This window comes from Croceitalea vernalis (genome assembly GCF_031846405.1).
In the GTDB taxonomy this organism is placed as follows: Bacteria; Bacteroidota; Bacteroidia; order Flavobacteriales; family Flavobacteriaceae; genus Croceitalea; species Croceitalea vernalis.
Genome location: NZ_JAVRHU010000004.1, coordinates 107,864 through 125,644, shown reverse-complemented (window position 1 = coordinate 125,644; position 17,781 = coordinate 107,864). Strand labels below are relative to the sequence as shown.

At 35.6% G+C, this 17,781-nt stretch carries 9 protein-coding genes and 2 tRNA genes; 4 read left to right on the top strand and 7 right to left on the bottom strand.

The features are described 5' to 3' along the window. Window positions 1–37: 37 nt before the first annotated feature. On the top strand, window positions 38–181 hold the full coding sequence (locus tag RM520_RS13430; protein WP_311386357.1) for a hypothetical protein: 144 nt from the start codon (window positions 38–40) through the stop codon (window positions 179–181). 122 nt (window positions 182–303) lie between these two features. Here RM520_RS13430 and RM520_RS13425 read toward each other — a convergent pair whose 3' ends face one another. The 5 genes from RM520_RS13425 to RM520_RS13405 form a co-directional block, all read right to left on the bottom strand. Beyond that, window positions 304–3,672: a hypothetical protein gene (locus tag RM520_RS13425; protein ID WP_311388338.1), complete on the bottom strand. Its 3,369-nt coding sequence runs from the start codon at window positions 3,670–3,672 to the stop codon at window positions 304–306. 434 nt (window positions 3,673–4,106) lie between these two features. Continuing rightward, window positions 4,107–4,181: transfer RNA gene (locus RM520_RS13420), tRNA-Pro, on the bottom strand. A gap of 27 nt (window positions 4,182–4,208) precedes the next feature. Continuing rightward, a tRNA-Ser gene (locus RM520_RS13415) sits at window positions 4,209–4,292 on the bottom strand. Between the two features lie 111 nt (window positions 4,293–4,403). After that, window positions 4,404–6,785: a TonB-dependent receptor gene (locus RM520_RS13410; protein WP_311388337.1), complete on the bottom strand. Its 2,382-nt coding sequence runs from the start codon at window positions 6,783–6,785 to the stop codon at window positions 4,404–4,406. Between the two features lie 161 nt (window positions 6,786–6,946). Further along, entirely contained in the window at window positions 6,947–8,986 is a 2,040-nt protein-coding gene (locus tag RM520_RS13405; RefSeq protein ID WP_311388366.1) for an HD family phosphohydrolase, read from the bottom strand. Window positions 8,987–9,092: 106 nt separating this feature from the next. Between RM520_RS13405 and RM520_RS13400 the strand changes: the two genes are divergently transcribed. Continuing rightward, window positions 9,093–10,268: an acetyl-CoA C-acyltransferase gene (locus tag RM520_RS13400; RefSeq protein WP_311388365.1), complete on the top strand. Its 1,176-nt coding sequence runs from the start codon at window positions 9,093–9,095 to the stop codon at window positions 10,266–10,268. 17 nt (window positions 10,269–10,285) lie between these two features. Continuing rightward, window positions 10,286–11,041 carry a C40 family peptidase gene (locus RM520_RS13395; protein ID WP_311388336.1) on the top strand — a complete coding sequence of 252 codons (756 nt, stop codon included), beginning with the start codon at window positions 10,286–10,288 and terminating at the stop codon, window positions 11,039–11,041. Window positions 11,042–11,090: 49 nt separating this feature from the next. On the opposite strand, the gene RM520_RS13390 is transcribed toward RM520_RS13395, so the two are convergent. Further along, window positions 11,091–12,341, bottom strand: coding sequence for a tetratricopeptide repeat protein (locus RM520_RS13390; RefSeq protein ID WP_311388335.1), 1,251 nt, complete (start codon window positions 12,339–12,341; stop codon window positions 11,091–11,093). Between the two features lie 35 nt (window positions 12,342–12,376). Next, complete coding sequence (gene gyrA / locus RM520_RS13385) at window positions 12,377–14,908, bottom strand: DNA gyrase subunit A (protein WP_311386351.1); 2,532 nt, start codon at window positions 14,906–14,908, stop codon at window positions 12,377–12,379. A 259-nt stretch (window positions 14,909–15,167) separates the two neighbouring features. Between gyrA and RM520_RS13380 the strand changes: the two genes are divergently transcribed. Next, window positions 15,168–17,723 carry an ATP-dependent Clp protease ATP-binding subunit gene (locus tag RM520_RS13380; protein WP_311388334.1) on the top strand — a complete coding sequence of 852 codons (2,556 nt, stop codon included), beginning with the start codon at window positions 15,168–15,170 and terminating at the stop codon, window positions 17,721–17,723. Window positions 17,724–17,781: the final 58 nt, after the last annotated feature.

The following is a 17,781-nucleotide window of genomic DNA, read 5'->3' as shown; positions in this document are numbered from 1 at the left end:
ACTAATATAGAACATAAACCACAAAAAAATAAGTATCATGCCGACTAAAGATTCCAACAAAGCTTCCTCTAAACCAGGAGTAAACATTGACCCAAAAACTGCTTCTTCAAAACCAGGAGTAAATATTGACCCTAAAACTGCTTCTTCAAAACCAGGAGTAAATATTGACCCGAAGGGATAAGCTTTAAAGTATTGTGAATAAAAAAGCCGAATACAAATAATTGTATTCGGCTTTTTTTGTTGGAATGACTGCAATTTAAAAATTACAAAAATTAAATATCTTCATTACAAAATATTAGAAATTCAATGTTTGTTAACTCTATAAGTTCGTTGTCTATTGGTTATAATTGTAGTGACACGAGTATTTAAAGTAACCTCCTCTGAAGTTGTTTGACAACTATAGGTAGTATTTGAAACCTGTAATCTATATTGGTTACCATTTAGTGACTGAGTAACATTTGTCAAACTTATTGTGGCGGTAGATGTGCCACTATAAATTCCTACATCTGTTAAATCATCCCAATCAGTGCCATTGAAGATCTGCCATTGAAAACTATCTGCATCGGCAGTCACAGCGGTAAAGGAGGCGTTACAACCAAAACAAACGACACTATTGGTAGGCTGGTTTATAAAAGTAGGGGCTATACCAGCCTCTAGAAAATCATAGATGCCACTAGAGTCAGCGTCTGCAGGCATTGTATAGCCATCAGAGTCTAGAACAGTTCCGTTAGTTGCATATCCACTGCCATCTACCTCACCATCTCCATCTGTATCTGTAAAACCTGCTTCTAAGACATCATTACAGCCGTCGCCATCAGAATCAATATCTATAAAATTAGGCACGCCATCACTATCTATATCATTACAAGTAGAAAGTGGTTCATAAATAGTAAAGTCATCAACGGTAAAACTTCCTCTAGAAATAGTAAGCTTATAGTCTGTTAAAGAAATAACACCTGAGTAAATCAGGGAGCCATCATGATAATAATTCATAGTACCAGATGCTAAAATTTCTAACTTGAATGAAGTTCCTACTATAATTGGCAACTGCCATCCACGATTTATAGCTCCATGTCGAATGTACATACCATTACTCGCATTGAACTGAAATTTATATCCTCCATCATTCCAACTAGAAGTTTCAGTTCCGGCATTTGGCAAGATTCCTATCATACCGTTTACGGCCGTTGAAACTGTACCTTCTATAGTAAATGGTACTGAAAAAGTTTGGTCAGAATAGGCATTAGCCCATGCGGAACCTGTTACTGCTAATGTACCACTCGATGGATTAGTCATATTAGCCGCTGCAGTGCCATGCCAAGTGAGATCTTCAGGTGTTACAAAACAGTTTTCATCTAAATCTGTTATACCATCATTGTCGTCATCTAAATCTAAAAAATCAAGGACTCCATCATTATCTAAATCGGAGCATTCCCCATCCAATACTGAAGTATTAGAACCAGTATAACCGTCTATACCGCTTGTCACCAAACCTTGTGAATCTACAGTGAGTGCAGCTGGTCCTAAACGACCATCTCCATTATTATCTGTAAATCCTGCCTCTTGTACATCAGTACACCCGTCGCCATCTGAATCTAAATCTAATCTATTGGGAGTTCCATCATTATCAGTATCCAGTTCACCGCTACAGTCTGAGAATTCAATTCTCAAATCACTAATTTGAAATGCTCCTCTACTTAGTGTTATTTTATAATCAGTATCTGGTACCGTTCCAGTATAGACAATATTGCCATCATGGGAGTAAGTCATCGTACCATTTTGATCTATATCTAATATGAATTGGGTTCCAACAATAGAAGGTGCGTTCCAACCTGTGTTAACATTGCCGTGTCTAACGTACATTCCATTACTTCCGTTAAACTGAAATTTAAATCCTTGGTCATTCCAACTAGCAGTTTCAGGCATAAATGTGGGCAGAATACCCAACATACCATTACCAACTGAATTTACGGTTCCTATTATTCTAATTGGCAAACTAAAAGTTTCGTCTGAATAGGCATTAGCCCAGGCAGAACCAGAAACAGTTAAGAGGTCTGCAGTGGCTGAAACATTGGCCGCAGCAGCCCCATGCCAATTAAGCTCAGAAAATTGAACTTGGCAACCATCACTTTCTGTAGTATCAAGAAGGCCATCATTATCATCATCTAAATCCACCGCGTCTACAATTCCATCTAAATCACTGTCTACACAAGTCGCACTTAAACTACAGTCGGAATCAAAACAATCGGTAAAACCATCACAATCATCGTCAATACCATTATTACATATTTCTGTAATTGGACCAGATGATGTATTAGACGTTATTAAACTTAAAGAAGTACTTACTAAACCTACAGTTCCGTCAGTTGCTTGAACTGCACCTCCAGATGTTCCTCCTGTTCCTCCTGCTACAACGGTGGTTACAGAGCCTCCAATAGAACTTGATATCACTATAAATCCTCCACCGGCACCTCCACCAGCTCCATGACTTCGAATGTTATTTCCACCATTTCCTCCTGAAGCTTCTAAAGTGGTATTAGTTAAAGGATTAGCAATTTCAAGGATTATACTACCACCAGCACCTCCTCCTCCGGATCCATCATTATTAGGTGCTTGAACACCAGCTATTCCATTTGCTAGAATCTGATTTCCATTGGCTGTAATTGTTTGAGATTGAATAATAATAATTCCTCCTCCAGCACTTCCGGCTCCAGCTACATTATTGTTTTGATGTCCACCACCACCGCCTCCTCCAAGGAAAATTCTATTATCCGTTATTTGGTTTGTGACTGATTTTCCACCAAAACCAATAAAAGTTTCACTGGACCATGTTCCTCCATTACCACCTAAACCATAGTTAGCACCACCTCCACCACCGTTATTGTGTGCATTTCCACCTCCACCACCAATGGCTTGTGCTCCTCTACCGGTTTCCTTTGTTGTTATAACTTCTGCTATTCCCTCGCCTTTATAGCCGGCATTACCCGTACCTGCTTGGTAATAATAACCGCCTTGATTTCTTGTCGAATTATTGGCTGAAACGGCACCACCCCTAAATCCTAAACCCTGCACATCAATATTTGCATTTAGCGATACATTATTAGCGAAAAATATCAAGACTCCTCCAGTGGTTCCATTCCATGACTGCGCTGTTAAGGTCCCATTAATATTGGCTGTATCATATTCGGGTATTCTTACTAACTGAACAGAACCTAAAACATCATAATTATTTTCTAATGAGTAAGTAAAGAAAATTGTATTACCAGAAATACTTTGAATCTCCTGTACTTCATATTGACCGGAAGCACCATAGTCAGTTACAGTTCCATAAGAACTTGTAGCAGATTCATTTATAATTGCCCCTTTCATTTGAATAAGTAAAACTTTATCTCCAGGAGATAAAGAGGTGGTGGAGGCAACTTCAATTTCTCCACCTGATATGCAGCTTATAGCTGTTACTGCAGTATAATCATTAATAACACCCGAAATATTTGTGGTCTGAGCAGAAATATTTAAACAACATACTAAAGAAATTACCAGAATAACTTTGCTCAACAGAGTTGAATATTCTTTTGAATTCAAATTGAGGGTTTTCTGTTTACTTTTCAAAATTGCCCAATTACTAAAATATGTTCTGAATGTAATTAAGAATGCGTTTGGTCTTTTTATCATTGGTTGTTTGGTAGCTAGGGATAAATTTAGATTCCAAACAAAGAATTATAGAAAATTTGTTGTGAAACTATCGGATAAGATGGTATAGAGAACAATTTTGTTCAATATTAAATGAATTGTTTGAAAAAATATTAAAACTATTTGCTGGTAAGCTGCCTTAAATTAAGGTTTTAAGGCTCCTTTATCAAAAATTCAAGAAAAACTGTTCGTTCTAATTTCAAGAGCTCTATGTTCATTCATTTAGACGCATAAAAAATGAAATTAATTTGACGTTTTTGATGTGTCCGAATAATTAAAATTACACTGTCTGGCAAATTTAAGAACGATTCTGATGAAGTATTATTGAGAGAATTTATATAAAATTATCAATGGATTTCTATTCTCATTATAGCTCAAAATAAAAAAAGCCAGTTCATTTTATGAACTGGCTTTTGTCGGGGTGGCAGGATTCGAACCTGCGACCTCCGCGTCCCAAACGCGGCGCGATAACCGGGCTACGCTACACCCCGATGGTTATCTTTAATTAAAAGAAATTGCGGAGAGAATGGGACTCGAACCCATGCGACACTTACGCGTCGACAGATTAGCAATCTGCTCCGTTACCACTCCGGCACCTCTCCTTTAATCTTAATATTTGTAAGAACCTGCGCAAAACGCGGATGCAAAAATACTTTTTCATTATCAACAACGCAACTATTTTTGATGGTTTTTTATTAAAATAATTAATGTAGTTAAAAAATCAATTTAGTACTTGCAATTTCTCCCTTTTCAGTAACCGTGCTTACTTTAATTTTAAGGTTTTTATAATCAATAGGTGGCGTAAAACGAACAATAGCTTCACCGTTTTCATCAGTTTGAATATTAGGATTCCAAAAAAGTGTCGTGGCTTTATCCTCATATTTTTTAGGCCTTTTAGACAGTAACTCAGAATAACTATCAAAACTTAGAGACTCATAATAACCCTGAAAATTCAAACGACCTTCTTTTCTGTTAATATAATCAAGTCCAGCTGCACTTCTAGTATAAAGCACAATTGCACCACCTGAGGCTCGAGTTCCGTAAATAGCTGCCTGAGCACCATATAGTATTTCTATTCTCTCAACATCTGCACTACTGATTAAATTAATAATATCAAGAAGGGATGTGGGCTGTATTAGCGGAAAACCATCTATAACCCATAAAACCGGTCCCATACCAGCCGCTCTTGGCAGACTAAGTCTAGGCTCCAATGTACCAAATCCTATGACTTGCACCCCTGGTATACCCATTAAGAGTTGTGGAATTGTTACCGGTCGTTTTACATCTTGGAAAACAACTCTGTCCGGTACAATTCCATAAACAGATGGGGTAGTTTTATTCTCTTTCATCTTACTCTCTAAAACTACTACTTCCTCTAATTCTATCATATCGTCACTACTAATAGGTTGCCATGGCGAACTTTGAACCGCATCGCGGTTTTTCGTCTTTTTAAAATCAAGTATTGATTTAGGCTTATGGTCTTCGTCATAACTTTCTTGTATGGGCACCAGTTTTACTAATCGAGATTTGGTATCGTCACCTTTTGTACGAAAAATCAATTCATTGTCACCTACTAATTGCAAATTTTCTATTCGTATTCGTCCTGAACCATCAGTTTCCAGCTCCTTCACTACCACATTTGCGTCTGACGCGCTTAACATTTGAATTTTGGTGTTTTCTAACAACTTGTTGTTCAAATCATAGGCATAACCAAAAAGGTCTAATCCTTTTTGAAAAGGATATTTAATTTTATCTGGGAGGTTTTGAAAAGATGGGGAGCTATTTTCACTTGAGATCAATAATTCTAAATCTTTTTTAAAGCGATTTGTTCTGGCTGAGTTTTTTGCTGTTTTAACAAGTTCATCTCGTTCCCAATTAAAACCGCTATGTTCTTCTATTTTAATCTCGTTAACTCTTGAAACTGTATTCGTGGCACTTAATGTTACTTGTGTAGCAACAGGATTATCATCACTATCAGAAACCTTAACCTTAAAAGCTAGTTCTCCACTCTTGCCATTTTCGTTTAAAGGAGCGATAGATAGCTTTAAAGTATTATCAACATCAATAAAAACTGGACGTTTGGAAACTTGTTGATTATTTTCATCAACCAAAGAAATTGTCATTACTCCAAAAGGAATTCCCTTTTTAGAAATTTGAAGCTCGGCAAGAGAAGTTTTTAAATCTAATTTGTTACTAAAATAAGTAACACCACCCATGATTCCATTAATCTTAACTACCCTGTTTGAAATCTCTGGAGAGGCCTGTACACGAATGTTTAAAAGTTCTGGATTTAAATTATTAACATTTAAAACATAACCCTTTTCATTCACCCTTGGCAACTTAAAAATACTACCATCGTTAGTTTTTAGCCTATAATTTTGATTGGAATTTGGTTTAAAAATAGTGGACATTATGCCATTATCAAAAGAAACTAAAGGCATTATTCTATTACCTTCTTCATCAATTATATCACCTTTTATATTTGCCGGATAACCTTCTTTTGTAGAAGCTTTAATCAGAAGCCTATTATTAAAGTTGCTAATTAAGCCACCTCCTTCTGGATGAAAAGAAACAACCACTTCTTCGTTATTAGCGAAAGCATCATCAACTTCACCTAAAACCAGTTTTTTTATAGCATAAAACGATTCTCCATAATTTTGCATCCATCTTGTATAAGCTCTCAAAGTATAAGAACCATTCTCTAATTTTTTCGGAATTTCAAATACTCCTTCAGACATTCCTTCCTGAATTTGATGGTATTGTGTTACAAGAACATCTTGTGACTTGCTTATCAATTCCACTTTAAGAACTTTACTCAAAGTAGCTCTTACCCTATTTGGTCCTGTTAAAGTGTAAGCCTTAAAAAACAAAGGACTCCCTTCGTTTACTATTGGTTTGTCTATGTGTAATAATATTCGTTCTTGCCAAGAGATTAATGAATCTAGCTCGTTTTGCTGAAAATCCTCCGGCAAATCCGATTCAAAGTAGACTTCTAAATCCTGTAGATTTGGCCCTCCTATTTGAGCTTTGATCGACGATGGAACAGTTAAAAAGCAAAAAAATAGACCAATAGAAAGAGTAGTTTTTAAATTCATAGCTTTAGTTTTAAAATCAATAGTATTACACGCAATAACAACAAAATTACTAAAAAAATATGTTATAACGTATGATTTAAAATAATTTAACAACAGTAAACAGGAAGAATCAAAATCTAGTAAACCTCTGTATATTAATTTATTACACTAACCCTTAGGCCTTATTCGGGGTATTCAACTCTCAAATGGTAAATGTTAGTGAGTTTTTGCTTAAGTACTTTTTTAACCATTTCAATTTCTTTAAAAGTAATATTCGCATTTAAAAATTGATTAGCCTGCATTTGCCCTTTCACAATTTTTTCAACAAACTCATCAATCATTAAATAGGTTGGAGATTTTAAACTCTTTGAAGCGGCTTCAACCGAATCTGCCATCATTAAAATTGCAGTTTCTTTTGAAAATGGTATTGGCCCAGGATATCGAAATTGTGCCTCGTCTGCTTCTGGTTCTAGCTCTTGCTGTTTTTTAAAAAAGTAATATACGAACGATGTACCGTGATGCGTTCTCAAAAAATCTATGACTCTATCTGGTAAACCATTTTTTCTAGCCAGCTCAATTCCTTCAATAACATGGTCAATTATAATCTTAGCACTTTCTTTTGGTGGTAAATCGTCGTGCGGATTAACATTAGTGATTTGATTTTCACTAAAATACGTTGGGTTATTCATTTTACCAATATCATGATATAAGGCCCCTACCCTAACCAGCATTGAATTCGCACCAATTTCATTGGCAGCAGCTTCAGCTAAATTCGCAACCTGCAAAGAATGATGAAATGTACCAGGTGCTTTATTCGAAAGTTCTTTTAAAAGCTTTGAATTGGTATCTGAGAGTTCTAGAAGCGATACATCACTGACTAAACCAAATATCTTTTCGTACAAATAAATTAAAGGCTGTGCGAAAAGGGTAATCATTCCGTTCAATAGAAAAATTCCAAATGTTACTAGTTCAATATTCTCAAGATTTCCTTCATGAATGGTATGAAAAGCAAAATATCCAATGATATAAATTAATGTTATCTGACCTACAGAAATAAACAGATTAGCTCTTTTATATAGCTCAGAAACTGTCAGTATAGTGACAATACCTGCAATTATTTGCAAAAAGATATATTCAAAGCTATTGGGGACTACAAATCCTAAAATAAGAATGGTTAATACATGAACAAATAAGCCCAACCTAGCATCAAAGAAGTTTTTAAGAATTAATGGAAGTATACAAAGCGGAACCACGTATACGTAGTTTTCATTATTCTTAACTACCAGGGTAGTAATAAAAACCATTAATAATACATTGACAAAAATAAAAGTCACCTTCGTATTATTTGAATAAATTTCTGGTCTGTACTTCTTAAGAAATAAGAATAACATCATTAACACCAAAGCAACTAGAACCGTATAACCGAATAGAATAAAATAATAGTTGCTTCCCTTCCAAAGTTCTGACTCAAATTCTGTTTTTAAAGAATTAAGGATATTGTAGTTTTCTGATTCTACCACCTCCCCTTTAGCGATAATCAATCTTCCTTCTAACACATCACCTCTTGTAAAAGATATCTTTGATAATTCGTCTGCAAGTGCCCTATCTGATAAGTCTTTATTATAAAATGAATTTGGTTTAACCTGTTCAAAGACAGCGGTAATCAATTTAGATCGTACTTCATCTGGAAAAACAGTTCTAAACTTATTTTGAATGATACTCTTAGCTTTTTCAAGAGTAATGATATCATCAGAGTTTAATGAGCTTGCTGCATTATTAACCACAAGCATCACCTCACTTTGCTTATCAGGTTGTTCAAAAACTCCATTAGCATAAACTGAATCTAAAACTTGATTTCCTAATTGAAATAGCTCTTGCTGTTTTGAGCTAGGTAATTCACTTGCTTGAAATAACGATTCAAATTCATCACTAAAATCATTCAGTGCTTTTTGATATATCGTATTGTCATAAGCGTAATAAGCGGCAGTTTTACTTTTTAATTCTTCTTGTTCATCTTCAATTTCAACTGCTGTCTTTTTAATTGAAAAATCAAAAGGGGCGTAAAGGTTTTCATATTGCCAAGGCTTTCCCTTTTGAAAGTCGTACTTAAACTTGCCGCCTCTCGGGAAAAAATAAACAATCAAAGCAATAGAAATGAAGTAAAGAAAATACTTGTAAAATAATGATTGCTTTTTGTAGAAGTTGTCCAACGATTTTCCCATAGTATCCTTGCCTGTTTCCAAAAATAGAAAAATGAACCCAACAAGCCTACCAATAAAAATTATATGCGTTTAATTTTAGTATTTTCGCATGATTAAATTCTTAATGATGAAGGAAGTAGTAATCGTCTCTGCTGTACGCACACCAATAGGAAGTTTCATGGGTTCCTTATCCAGTATTCCAGCACCAAAATTAGGCGCCACAGCCATCAGGAGTGCTTTAGAAAAAATTGATTTAGCTCCAGGAATGGTTGATGAAGTTTTAATGGGTAATGTAGTGCAAGCGGGAACAGGTCAAGCTCCTGCTAGACAAGCAGCGATATATGCAGGTATTCCTGATACTGTGCCATGTACAACAGTAAATAAAGTTTGTGCTTCAGGTATGAAAACCGTTATGCAAGCTGCCCAAGCCATTGCTTTGGGCGATGCTCATGTTATTGTTGCGGGCGGTATGGAAAATATGAGTTTAATACCTCATTATGTGCACATGCGAAACGGAGTCAAATTTGGCCCCACTTCTTTAGTCGATGGTATGCAAAAAGATGGACTAGTTGATGTATACGACCAAAATGCGATGGGTGTATGCGCAGATGCTTGTGCAACAGAACATGACTTCAGTCGTGAAGACCAAGATAATTATGCAATCCAATCGTATAACCGCTCCGCAGATGCCTGGAAATTAGGTAAGTTTTCTGATGAAGTAGTCCCAGTTGAAGTACCTCAAAGAAGAGGAGAGCCCATTTTGGTTACGGAAGATGAAGAATATAAGAATGTAAGAATGGAAAAAATTCCAGCACTACGTCCAGCTTTTACAAAAGAAGGAACGGTAACTGCTGCTAATGCTTCTACTATAAATGATGGGGCTGCTGCTCTAGTTTTGATGAGTTCTGAAAAAGCAAAAGAGCTAAATTTAAAACCATTAGCAACTATAAAAAGCTATGCAGACGCTGCTCAAGAACCAAAATGGTTTACAACAGCACCAGCGAAAGCCTTGCCTAAAGCTTTGGATAAAGCCAAAATCAGCATTAAGAATGTAGATTTTTTTGAATTCAATGAGGCTTTCTCAGTAGTTGGTTTAGCGAACATTAAACTACTTGGGTTAACTGACGAAAATGTTAACGTCAATGGTGGGGCTGTTTCACTTGGTCATCCCTTAGGTTGTTCAGGGGCTAGAATATTGGTGACACTCATTCATGTTTTGCAACAAAATAATGGCAAGATTGGTGCTGCTGCAATATGTAATGGTGGCGGTGGAGCTTCAGCAATTGTAATTGAACGCCAATAATCTAGTATTCAAATTCAATGCAATACGGGATTTGTCATTTAAGCGTAGTATCTGTCAGAAATGGTGCCAATTGCCATGACCAAATGGTTACCCAATTACTCTATGGAGAGCATTTTAAAGTCAAGGAAATAAGAAAAACTTGCAGTAAGATTCAAATCGCTTTTGACAAACTTGAAGGATGGATTGATAATAAGCAATACTCATTTATTTCTGAGGATGATTTTAAAGAAGCTAGTTCTTATACTGACCAAAGACTAAGCACTGATTTTATTGCGCATTTAAATTGTAATGAACAGCTCTTGTCGCCATTGCTTCTTGGGTCACGAATTGATTTATCAAATTTATTGAACCATTCTTTTGAAGGAAATGCTCCAATAGTAAAAAAATCCAAAGAAAAATTAGTTGAAACTGCCTTACTATATTTGAATGCGCCGTATTTATCTGGTGGAAAAACACCCTTTGGTATTGATGCTTCAGGTTTAACCCAAATGGTTTATAAAATAAATGGTTTTCAACTTTTTAGAGCAACAGAACAGCAATCTACCCAAGGTGAACCTTTGAGTTTTATAGAAGAAAGTGAGCCTGGAGATTTAGCCTTTTTTGACGATAATGACGGTATTATCAACCATGTAGGAATCATTCTAAAAGACAACTATATTATACACTCCCATGGTAAAGTTAGAATTGATAGAATTGACCATACTGGAATATTTAATGTGCAAGAGAAAAATTATTCTCATAAATTAAGAGTAATAAAAAAGATTACTGCATAAAAAAGCCCCGACTAATCGAGGCTTCTATTCAATTTATTTTTTAAAAGAACTATTCTCCTAATAGCTTTTTAATTCTCATAAAGTTATCCGTATCACCAAGTGCTCCGTAAATATTTTTCAATTGAGCTAGAACACCTTCGTTATCAGGGTTTGTTTTAAGAGCCCCTTCTAAAATTTTTGCTCCTTCAAGAAATAAATCATCTTTCTTTTTCTTTAGTTCATCATATCGCGCAGTATCTGCTCTTGACGTACCTAAGGTATTCATTTCATCAATTAATCCATTCCCTTCATTTACATATGATGTCGATAGGTTTAATTGTGCATTAACATAAGTTGGATCAATTTCTAAAACCTTGTTGTAAGCCGCACGTGCATCATCTAAATTACCTTGCTCCATGTTTATTACAGCAATGTTATAAATTAGATCAGGGTTATCCGGTGCCATTTCAGAAGCCTTATTCATTAAAGTCTTGAAACTGTCCTTATCACCCATGGTGTAATAAAGATTTGCCTTATTCAAAACTAAATTAACATCTTCAGGGTTATTTGAAATAGCATCATCATAAGCTGCTAAGGCTTTGTCATTCTTGCCCTGTTCTTGATAAATAAGTGCAATATTTTTAACTATCTCTGCCTTTTTTGAAGGAGTTACTTCTTCATTAGGGTCTTTATGTGTTCCAGCTTTTACATATAAATCGCGACTGGTTTTATCCATCGCTTCAACTTCGCCAGTAGCAACATTTACCGCAGTGAACTTTTTCTCACTACCATCATAATTAATATCTCTTAACTCTTCATAAAATTGAATAGCTTGATCATAATTATCTGGACCAGCATTGACGGCACTACTTGCTGCATAATACAAATAGATAGTGTCTTGTGGGCTCAGTTTGAAAGCACTATACAATTTTGAAGCTCCTTCTTTATACTTCTTATTAGCATTATCATCTACAGCAGCGTTGACCAAATCAGCAGTCATTTGACTCATTTTTTGTCTAGCATCTGCAGTAAATTTCTGCTTTCCTGAAGCCTCCTCTACTGAAATGACCTTGTTAAAAGCCTCAATTGCAGCATCGTACTCAGATAAATTCACGTTTGCATTACCTAAAATAGAATAGTACTGCGCTCGGTACTTAGCATCTGCTCCTTCCATCAAAGAAGCAGCACCTTCAAGGGTAGACTTTGCTTCAGCGGCATTACCACTTTTCATTGCCTTTTCAGCTGCTTTAATTTCATTTTTTTGTGAAAATCCTGCCATGGAAACTGTAAAGGCAAGAAGTATTAAAATTCTAGTTTTCATCGTTTTTACTTAATTAAAAATTTAGTGTTTATTTATTATTCTTGTTTTTCATCAGTATCATTATCAATTGCCGTGCCATCTTCTCCTTCTACCTCTATATCCAGTATATCGGCCTCATCAACCGCATCTTCATCTTTCATTACTTTAGCAACAGCTGCGATGCTATCATTACCTTTTAGGTTAATTAATTTCACACCTTGAGTGGCACGCCCCATTACTCTTAAATCTTCAACTCCCATTCTAATGGCAATCCCAGACTTATTGATAATCATTAAATCATCAGAGTCTGTAACGTTTTTAATCGCTACGAGCCCACCCGTCTTATCCGTAATGGAGATAGTTTTTACACCTTTACCACCTCTGTTAGTTACGCGATAATCATCGATGTTAGATCTTTTACCATACCCATTTTCCGAGACGACTAGTAAATTGTCTTCAAAATTGTGTACAGAAACCATTCCTATAACCTCATCGTCGTCATTGGCCAAAGTAATTCCACGAACACCAGCAGCATTTCTACCCATAGGTCTTGTTTTACCTTCTTCAAAACGAATAGCTTTACCTGATTTTAACCCTAAGAATATTTGACTTGTACCAGTTGTTAATTTAGCCTCTAATAACTCATCATTTTCGCGGATGGTTATTGCATTTATACCATTTTGACGAGGTCTTGAATACTGTTCTAAAGATGTTTTCTTGACAGTACCCTTTTTTGTAGCCATAATAACATAATGGCTATTTACATATTCCTCATCTTTTAAATCTTGAGTACAAATAAATGCTTTGACCTTATCTTCATTTTCAATATTGATAAGGTTTTGTATGGCTCTACCTTTTGATGTTCTGCTTCCCTCGGGAATTTCATAAACCCTCATCCAGAAACATTTTCCTTTTTGAGTAAAGAATAACATGTATTGGTGATTGGTACCTACAAAAAGATGTTCTAGAAAGTCTTCATTACGAGTTGAAGATGCTTTTTGTCCAACCCCACCTCTATTCTGTGTCTTGTACTCAGATAAAGGAGTTCTCTTAATATAACCTGCATGAGAAATAGTAATAACCACTTGCTCATCTGGTATCATATCTTCAATACTCAAATCACCACCAGCAAAATTAATCTCAGAACGTCTTTCATCACCATATTTAGCTTTTACTTCTAAAAGCTCATCTTTGATAATTTGCATTCTTCGTTCTTTCTTATCAAGAATATCTTTAAGGTCTTCAATTGTCACTAAAAGTGCATCATATTCTTCTCTTAACTTGTCTTGCTCAAGACCAGTTAATTGACGTAGACGCATTTCAACAATAGCCTTAGCCTGAATTTCCGTTAATTTAAAACGTTCCATCAAACTAGTTCTAGCTTCATCAACATTTGATGAACCTCTAATAATTGCTATAACCTCATCAATATTATCAGAAGCAATTATTAAGCCTTCTAAAATATGTGCCCGGTCTTCTGCTTTTTTAAGCTCAAATTTTGTTCTTCTAACCACCACTTCATGCCTATGCTCAACGAAATAGTGAATCATTTCTTTTAGGTTCAACAATCTTGGTCTTCCTTTAACCAAGGCAATGTTATTAACACTAAAAGACGATTGAAGTGCTGTATACTTATACAGCATATTTAGCACAATATTAGGTATTGCATCTCTCTTTAGAATGTAAACGATGCGCATTCCTTTTCTATCAGATTCATCTCTAATAGTTGAAATACCTTCAATTTTCTTATCATTAACTAAATCGGCAGTTTTCTTAATCATGTCTGCCTTATTCACTTGGTAAGGAATCTCAGTCACGATGATACATTCTCTGCCTTGAACTTCTTCAAAAGTGGCTTTTGCCCGCATAACAACTCGACCTCGCCCAGTATGAAATGCTTCTTTTACACCATCATATCCATATATAATTCCTCCTGTTGGAAAATCTGGCGCTTTGATATGTGTGATTAGTTCATCAATCTCAATATCAGAATTATCAATGTAAGCTACTGTTCCATCAACCACCTCAGACAGGTTATGCGGGGGCATGTTTGTAGCCATACCAACCGCAATACCAGAAGCTCCATTTACCAATAAACTTGGTACCCGAGTCGGTAAAACAGTAGGTTCTTTTAACGAATCATCAAAATTTAATTGGTGGTCTACGGTATCCTTATCAATATCCGCCAACATTTCGTCAGCTATTTTACGCATTCGCGCTTCAGTATAACGCATTGCAGCAGGGCTATCACCGTCGACTGAACCAAAGTTCCCTTGGCCATCAACAAGCATATACCTTAAACTCCATTCCTGCGCCATACGCACCATACTATCATACACAGAAGTATCACCATGTGGGTGATACTTACCTAAAACCTCCCCGACAATACGCGCGGACTTTTTATGTGCACTACTAGATCTTACACCAAGCTCATACATGCCAAAAAGCACCCTACGGTGAACTGGCTTCAATCCATCCCTGACATCTGGCAGGGCACGTGACACAATGACCGACATTGAATAATCAATGTATGCGGACTTCATCTCGTCTTCGATGTTGATAGGTATCAATTTTTCTCCTTCAGCCATGCTAAAATATTAGTTCTTTTTTGTGGTTAAAACATCGTAGCAATATACAGAAAATCGGAGGTTGCTACACAAGTTCAAAAGAGTTTATTAAAAAAATTATCAACATGAAATCACAACAATAATCAAAGCCAAAAAAGCGTTAAAAAGTAACCAAAAGGCGTCTTTTTTCGTGATTTGACCTTTCTTTAACGATTATGGGTACGGTATTTGACCTTGGTAAGGATACTTTTATTAATTTTAATTGCTGAAAAGAGAATTTATGGATGATAATTTTTCCCCAAGAGTCAAAGACGTAATTGCCTACAGCAAAGAAGAAGCACTGCGTCTAGGTCATGACTTTATTGGAACTGAACATTTAATGCTTGGTCTATTACGAGACGGTAATGGAAAGGCTATAAATATATTAGATGCACTTGATGTTGATTTGGATCATTTGAGAAGAAAAGTAGAGATTCTAAGTCCTGCTAATCCAAATACAGGTTCTGTTCAAAAAGATAAGAAAAATTTACACTTGACCAGACAAGCTGAACGGGCTTTAAAAACTACCTTTTTAGAAGCAAAACTTTTTCAAAGTTCGTCTATCAATACTGCACATCTTTTATTATGTATTCTTAGAAACGAGAATGACCCAACCACCAAACTACTTCACAAGCTTAAAGTTGATTACGATAATGTAAAAGAACAGTTCAAATCAATGATAACTAGTGATGATGATTATATAGATTCTCCAACTTCAGAGTCTTTTCCAGGAGAACCTGAAGACACTAGTGGTGATTCTAAAGAAAGTACGTTCGGTTCTTCTGGTGCTCAAAAGGGCAATAAAAAATCAAAAACTCCTGTACTAGACAATTTTGGTAGAGATTTGACTAAGATGGCCGAGGAGAATAAACTTGATCCTGTAGTTGGGCGTGAGAAAGAAATTGAACGCGTATCTCAAATACTAAGTAGAAGAAAAAAGAATAATCCTTTACTCATTGGAGAACCTGGCGTTGGTAAAAGTGCAATAGCAGAAGGGCTTGCTTTAAGAATTATAAACAAAAAAGTTTCTAGAATTCTTTATGGTAAACGCGTTGTAACCTTAGATTTGGCTTCATTGGTGGCTGGTACTAAATATAGAGGTCAGTTTGAAGAGCGAATGAAAGCTGTAATGAACGAATTAGAAAAGAATGATGATATTATTCTTTTTATTGATGAAATACATACCATAGTTGGGGCTGGTGGCGCTACAGGTAGTCTTGATGCATCAAATATGTTTAAACCTGCTCTTGCAAGAGGTGAAATTCAATGTATTGGTGCTACTACGCTAGACGAATACCGACAGTATATTGAAAAGGATGGCGCCTTAGAAAGACGTTTTCAAAAAGTAATGGTAGAGCCTACAACAGTAGAGGAAACCATTGAAATTTTAATGAATATTAAAGGTAAATATGAAGATCATCACAATGTGATGTATACAGATGAAGCAATTCTCGCTTGCGTGAAATTGACGAATCGCTACATGACTGATAGATTTTTACCAGACAAGGCCATTGATGCTTTAGATGAAGCTGGTTCGCGAGTTCATATCGTTAATATGGATGTTCCAAAACAAATTTTAGAACTAGAAGGAAAGTTGGAAGACGTTCGTGAACTGAAAAATAGCGTTGTTAAAAAGCAGAAATATGAAGAGGCCGCTAAACTTAGAGACGACGAAAAAAGATTAGAGAAAGATTTAGCATCTGCACAAGAAAGATGGGAAGAAGATAGCAAATTAAATCGTGAAACAGTTTCAGAAGATAACGTAGCTGATGTTGTTTCAATGATGAGTGGCATACCTGTAAACAGGATTGCTCAGACTGAAAGTAACAAACTTGCAGAATTACCAGATTTAATTAAAGGTAACGTTATAGGTCAAGACCAAGCCGTAGCTAAAGTTGCAAAAGCAATACAAAGAAATAGAGCTGGTCTTAAAGATCCAAATAAGCCTATTGGTTCTTTTATCTTTCTAGGACAAACAGGTGTTGGTAAAACACAATTAGCTAAAGTATTAGCCCAAGAGCTTTTTGATTCTGAAGATGCTCTTATTCGTATTGATATGAGCGAATACATGGAAAAGTTTGCAATATCTCGACTAGTAGGAGCTCCTCCTGGATATGTTGGATATGAAGAAGGTGGACAATTGACAGAAAAAGTTAGAAGAAAACCATATTCGGTTATCTTATTAGATGAAGTTGAAAAAGCACACCCTGATGTCTTTAATATGCTGCTTCAAGTTTTAGATGATGGTTTCTTAACCGATAGTTTAGGTCGTAAAATTGACTTTAGAAATACTATCATAATCATGACATCAAATATAGGAGCCAGACAGTTAAAAGATTTTGGTCAAGGTGTTGGTTTTGGCACAGCATCTAAAAAAGCTCAAGCTGATTCGCATCAAAAAGGTGTTATTGAAAATGCCTTAAAAAAGGCATTTGCTCCAGAGTTTTTAAATAGGATAGATGATGTTATTGTGTTTAATGCGCTAGAACGAGAAGATATTCACAAGATTATTGATATCGAATTAGACAAACTCTTTAATCGAATAAAAGACATTGGTTATGATTTAAACCTATCAGAAAAAGCCAAAGACTATATCGCTGACAAAGGTTTTGACAAGCAATATGGTGCCAGGCCACTGAAAAGAGCTATTCAAAAATATATTGAAGATGCATTAGCTGAAGAGATTGTTAACTCAAACCTAAATGAAGGTGATAGTATTTTTATGGATTTGAATGAGAAAAAAGAAGAACTTACCATAAAAATTAAAAAAGCTAAAAAATCTTCTGAAGCGGAATAAGTAATAACATGCCATTATACTAAAGGAACCTCAAAAGGGTTCCTTTTTTTATGCTCAC

What these genes read in the sequence shown, in the direction of transcription:
- RM520_RS13430 (WP_311386357.1), top strand. Translation starts at nt 38, where the DNA reads ATGCCGACTAAAGATTCCAACAAAGCTTCCTCTAAACCAGGAGTAAAC.
- RM520_RS13425 (WP_311388338.1), bottom strand. Translation starts at nt 3,672, where the DNA reads ATGATAAAAAGACCAAACGCATTCTTAATTACATTCAGAACATATTTT.
- RM520_RS13410 (WP_311388337.1), bottom strand. Translation starts at nt 6,785, where the DNA reads ATGAATTTAAAAACTACTCTTTCTATTGGTCTATTTTTTTGCTTTTTA.
- RM520_RS13405 (WP_311388366.1), bottom strand. Translation starts at nt 8,986, where the DNA reads ATGGGAAAATCGTTGGACAACTTCTACAAAAAGCAATCATTATTTTAC.
- RM520_RS13400 (WP_311388365.1), top strand. Translation starts at nt 9,093, where the DNA reads ATGAAGGAAGTAGTAATCGTCTCTGCTGTACGCACACCAATAGGAAGT.
- RM520_RS13395 (WP_311388336.1), top strand. Translation starts at nt 10,286, where the DNA reads ATGCAATACGGGATTTGTCATTTAAGCGTAGTATCTGTCAGAAATGGT.
- RM520_RS13390 (WP_311388335.1), bottom strand. Translation starts at nt 12,341, where the DNA reads ATGAAAACTAGAATTTTAATACTTCTTGCCTTTACAGTTTCCATGGCA.
- gyrA (WP_311386351.1), bottom strand. Translation starts at nt 14,908, where the DNA reads ATGGCTGAAGGAGAAAAATTGATACCTATCAACATCGAAGACGAGATG.
- RM520_RS13380 (WP_311388334.1), top strand. Translation starts at nt 15,168, where the DNA reads ATGGATGATAATTTTTCCCCAAGAGTCAAAGACGTAATTGCCTACAGC.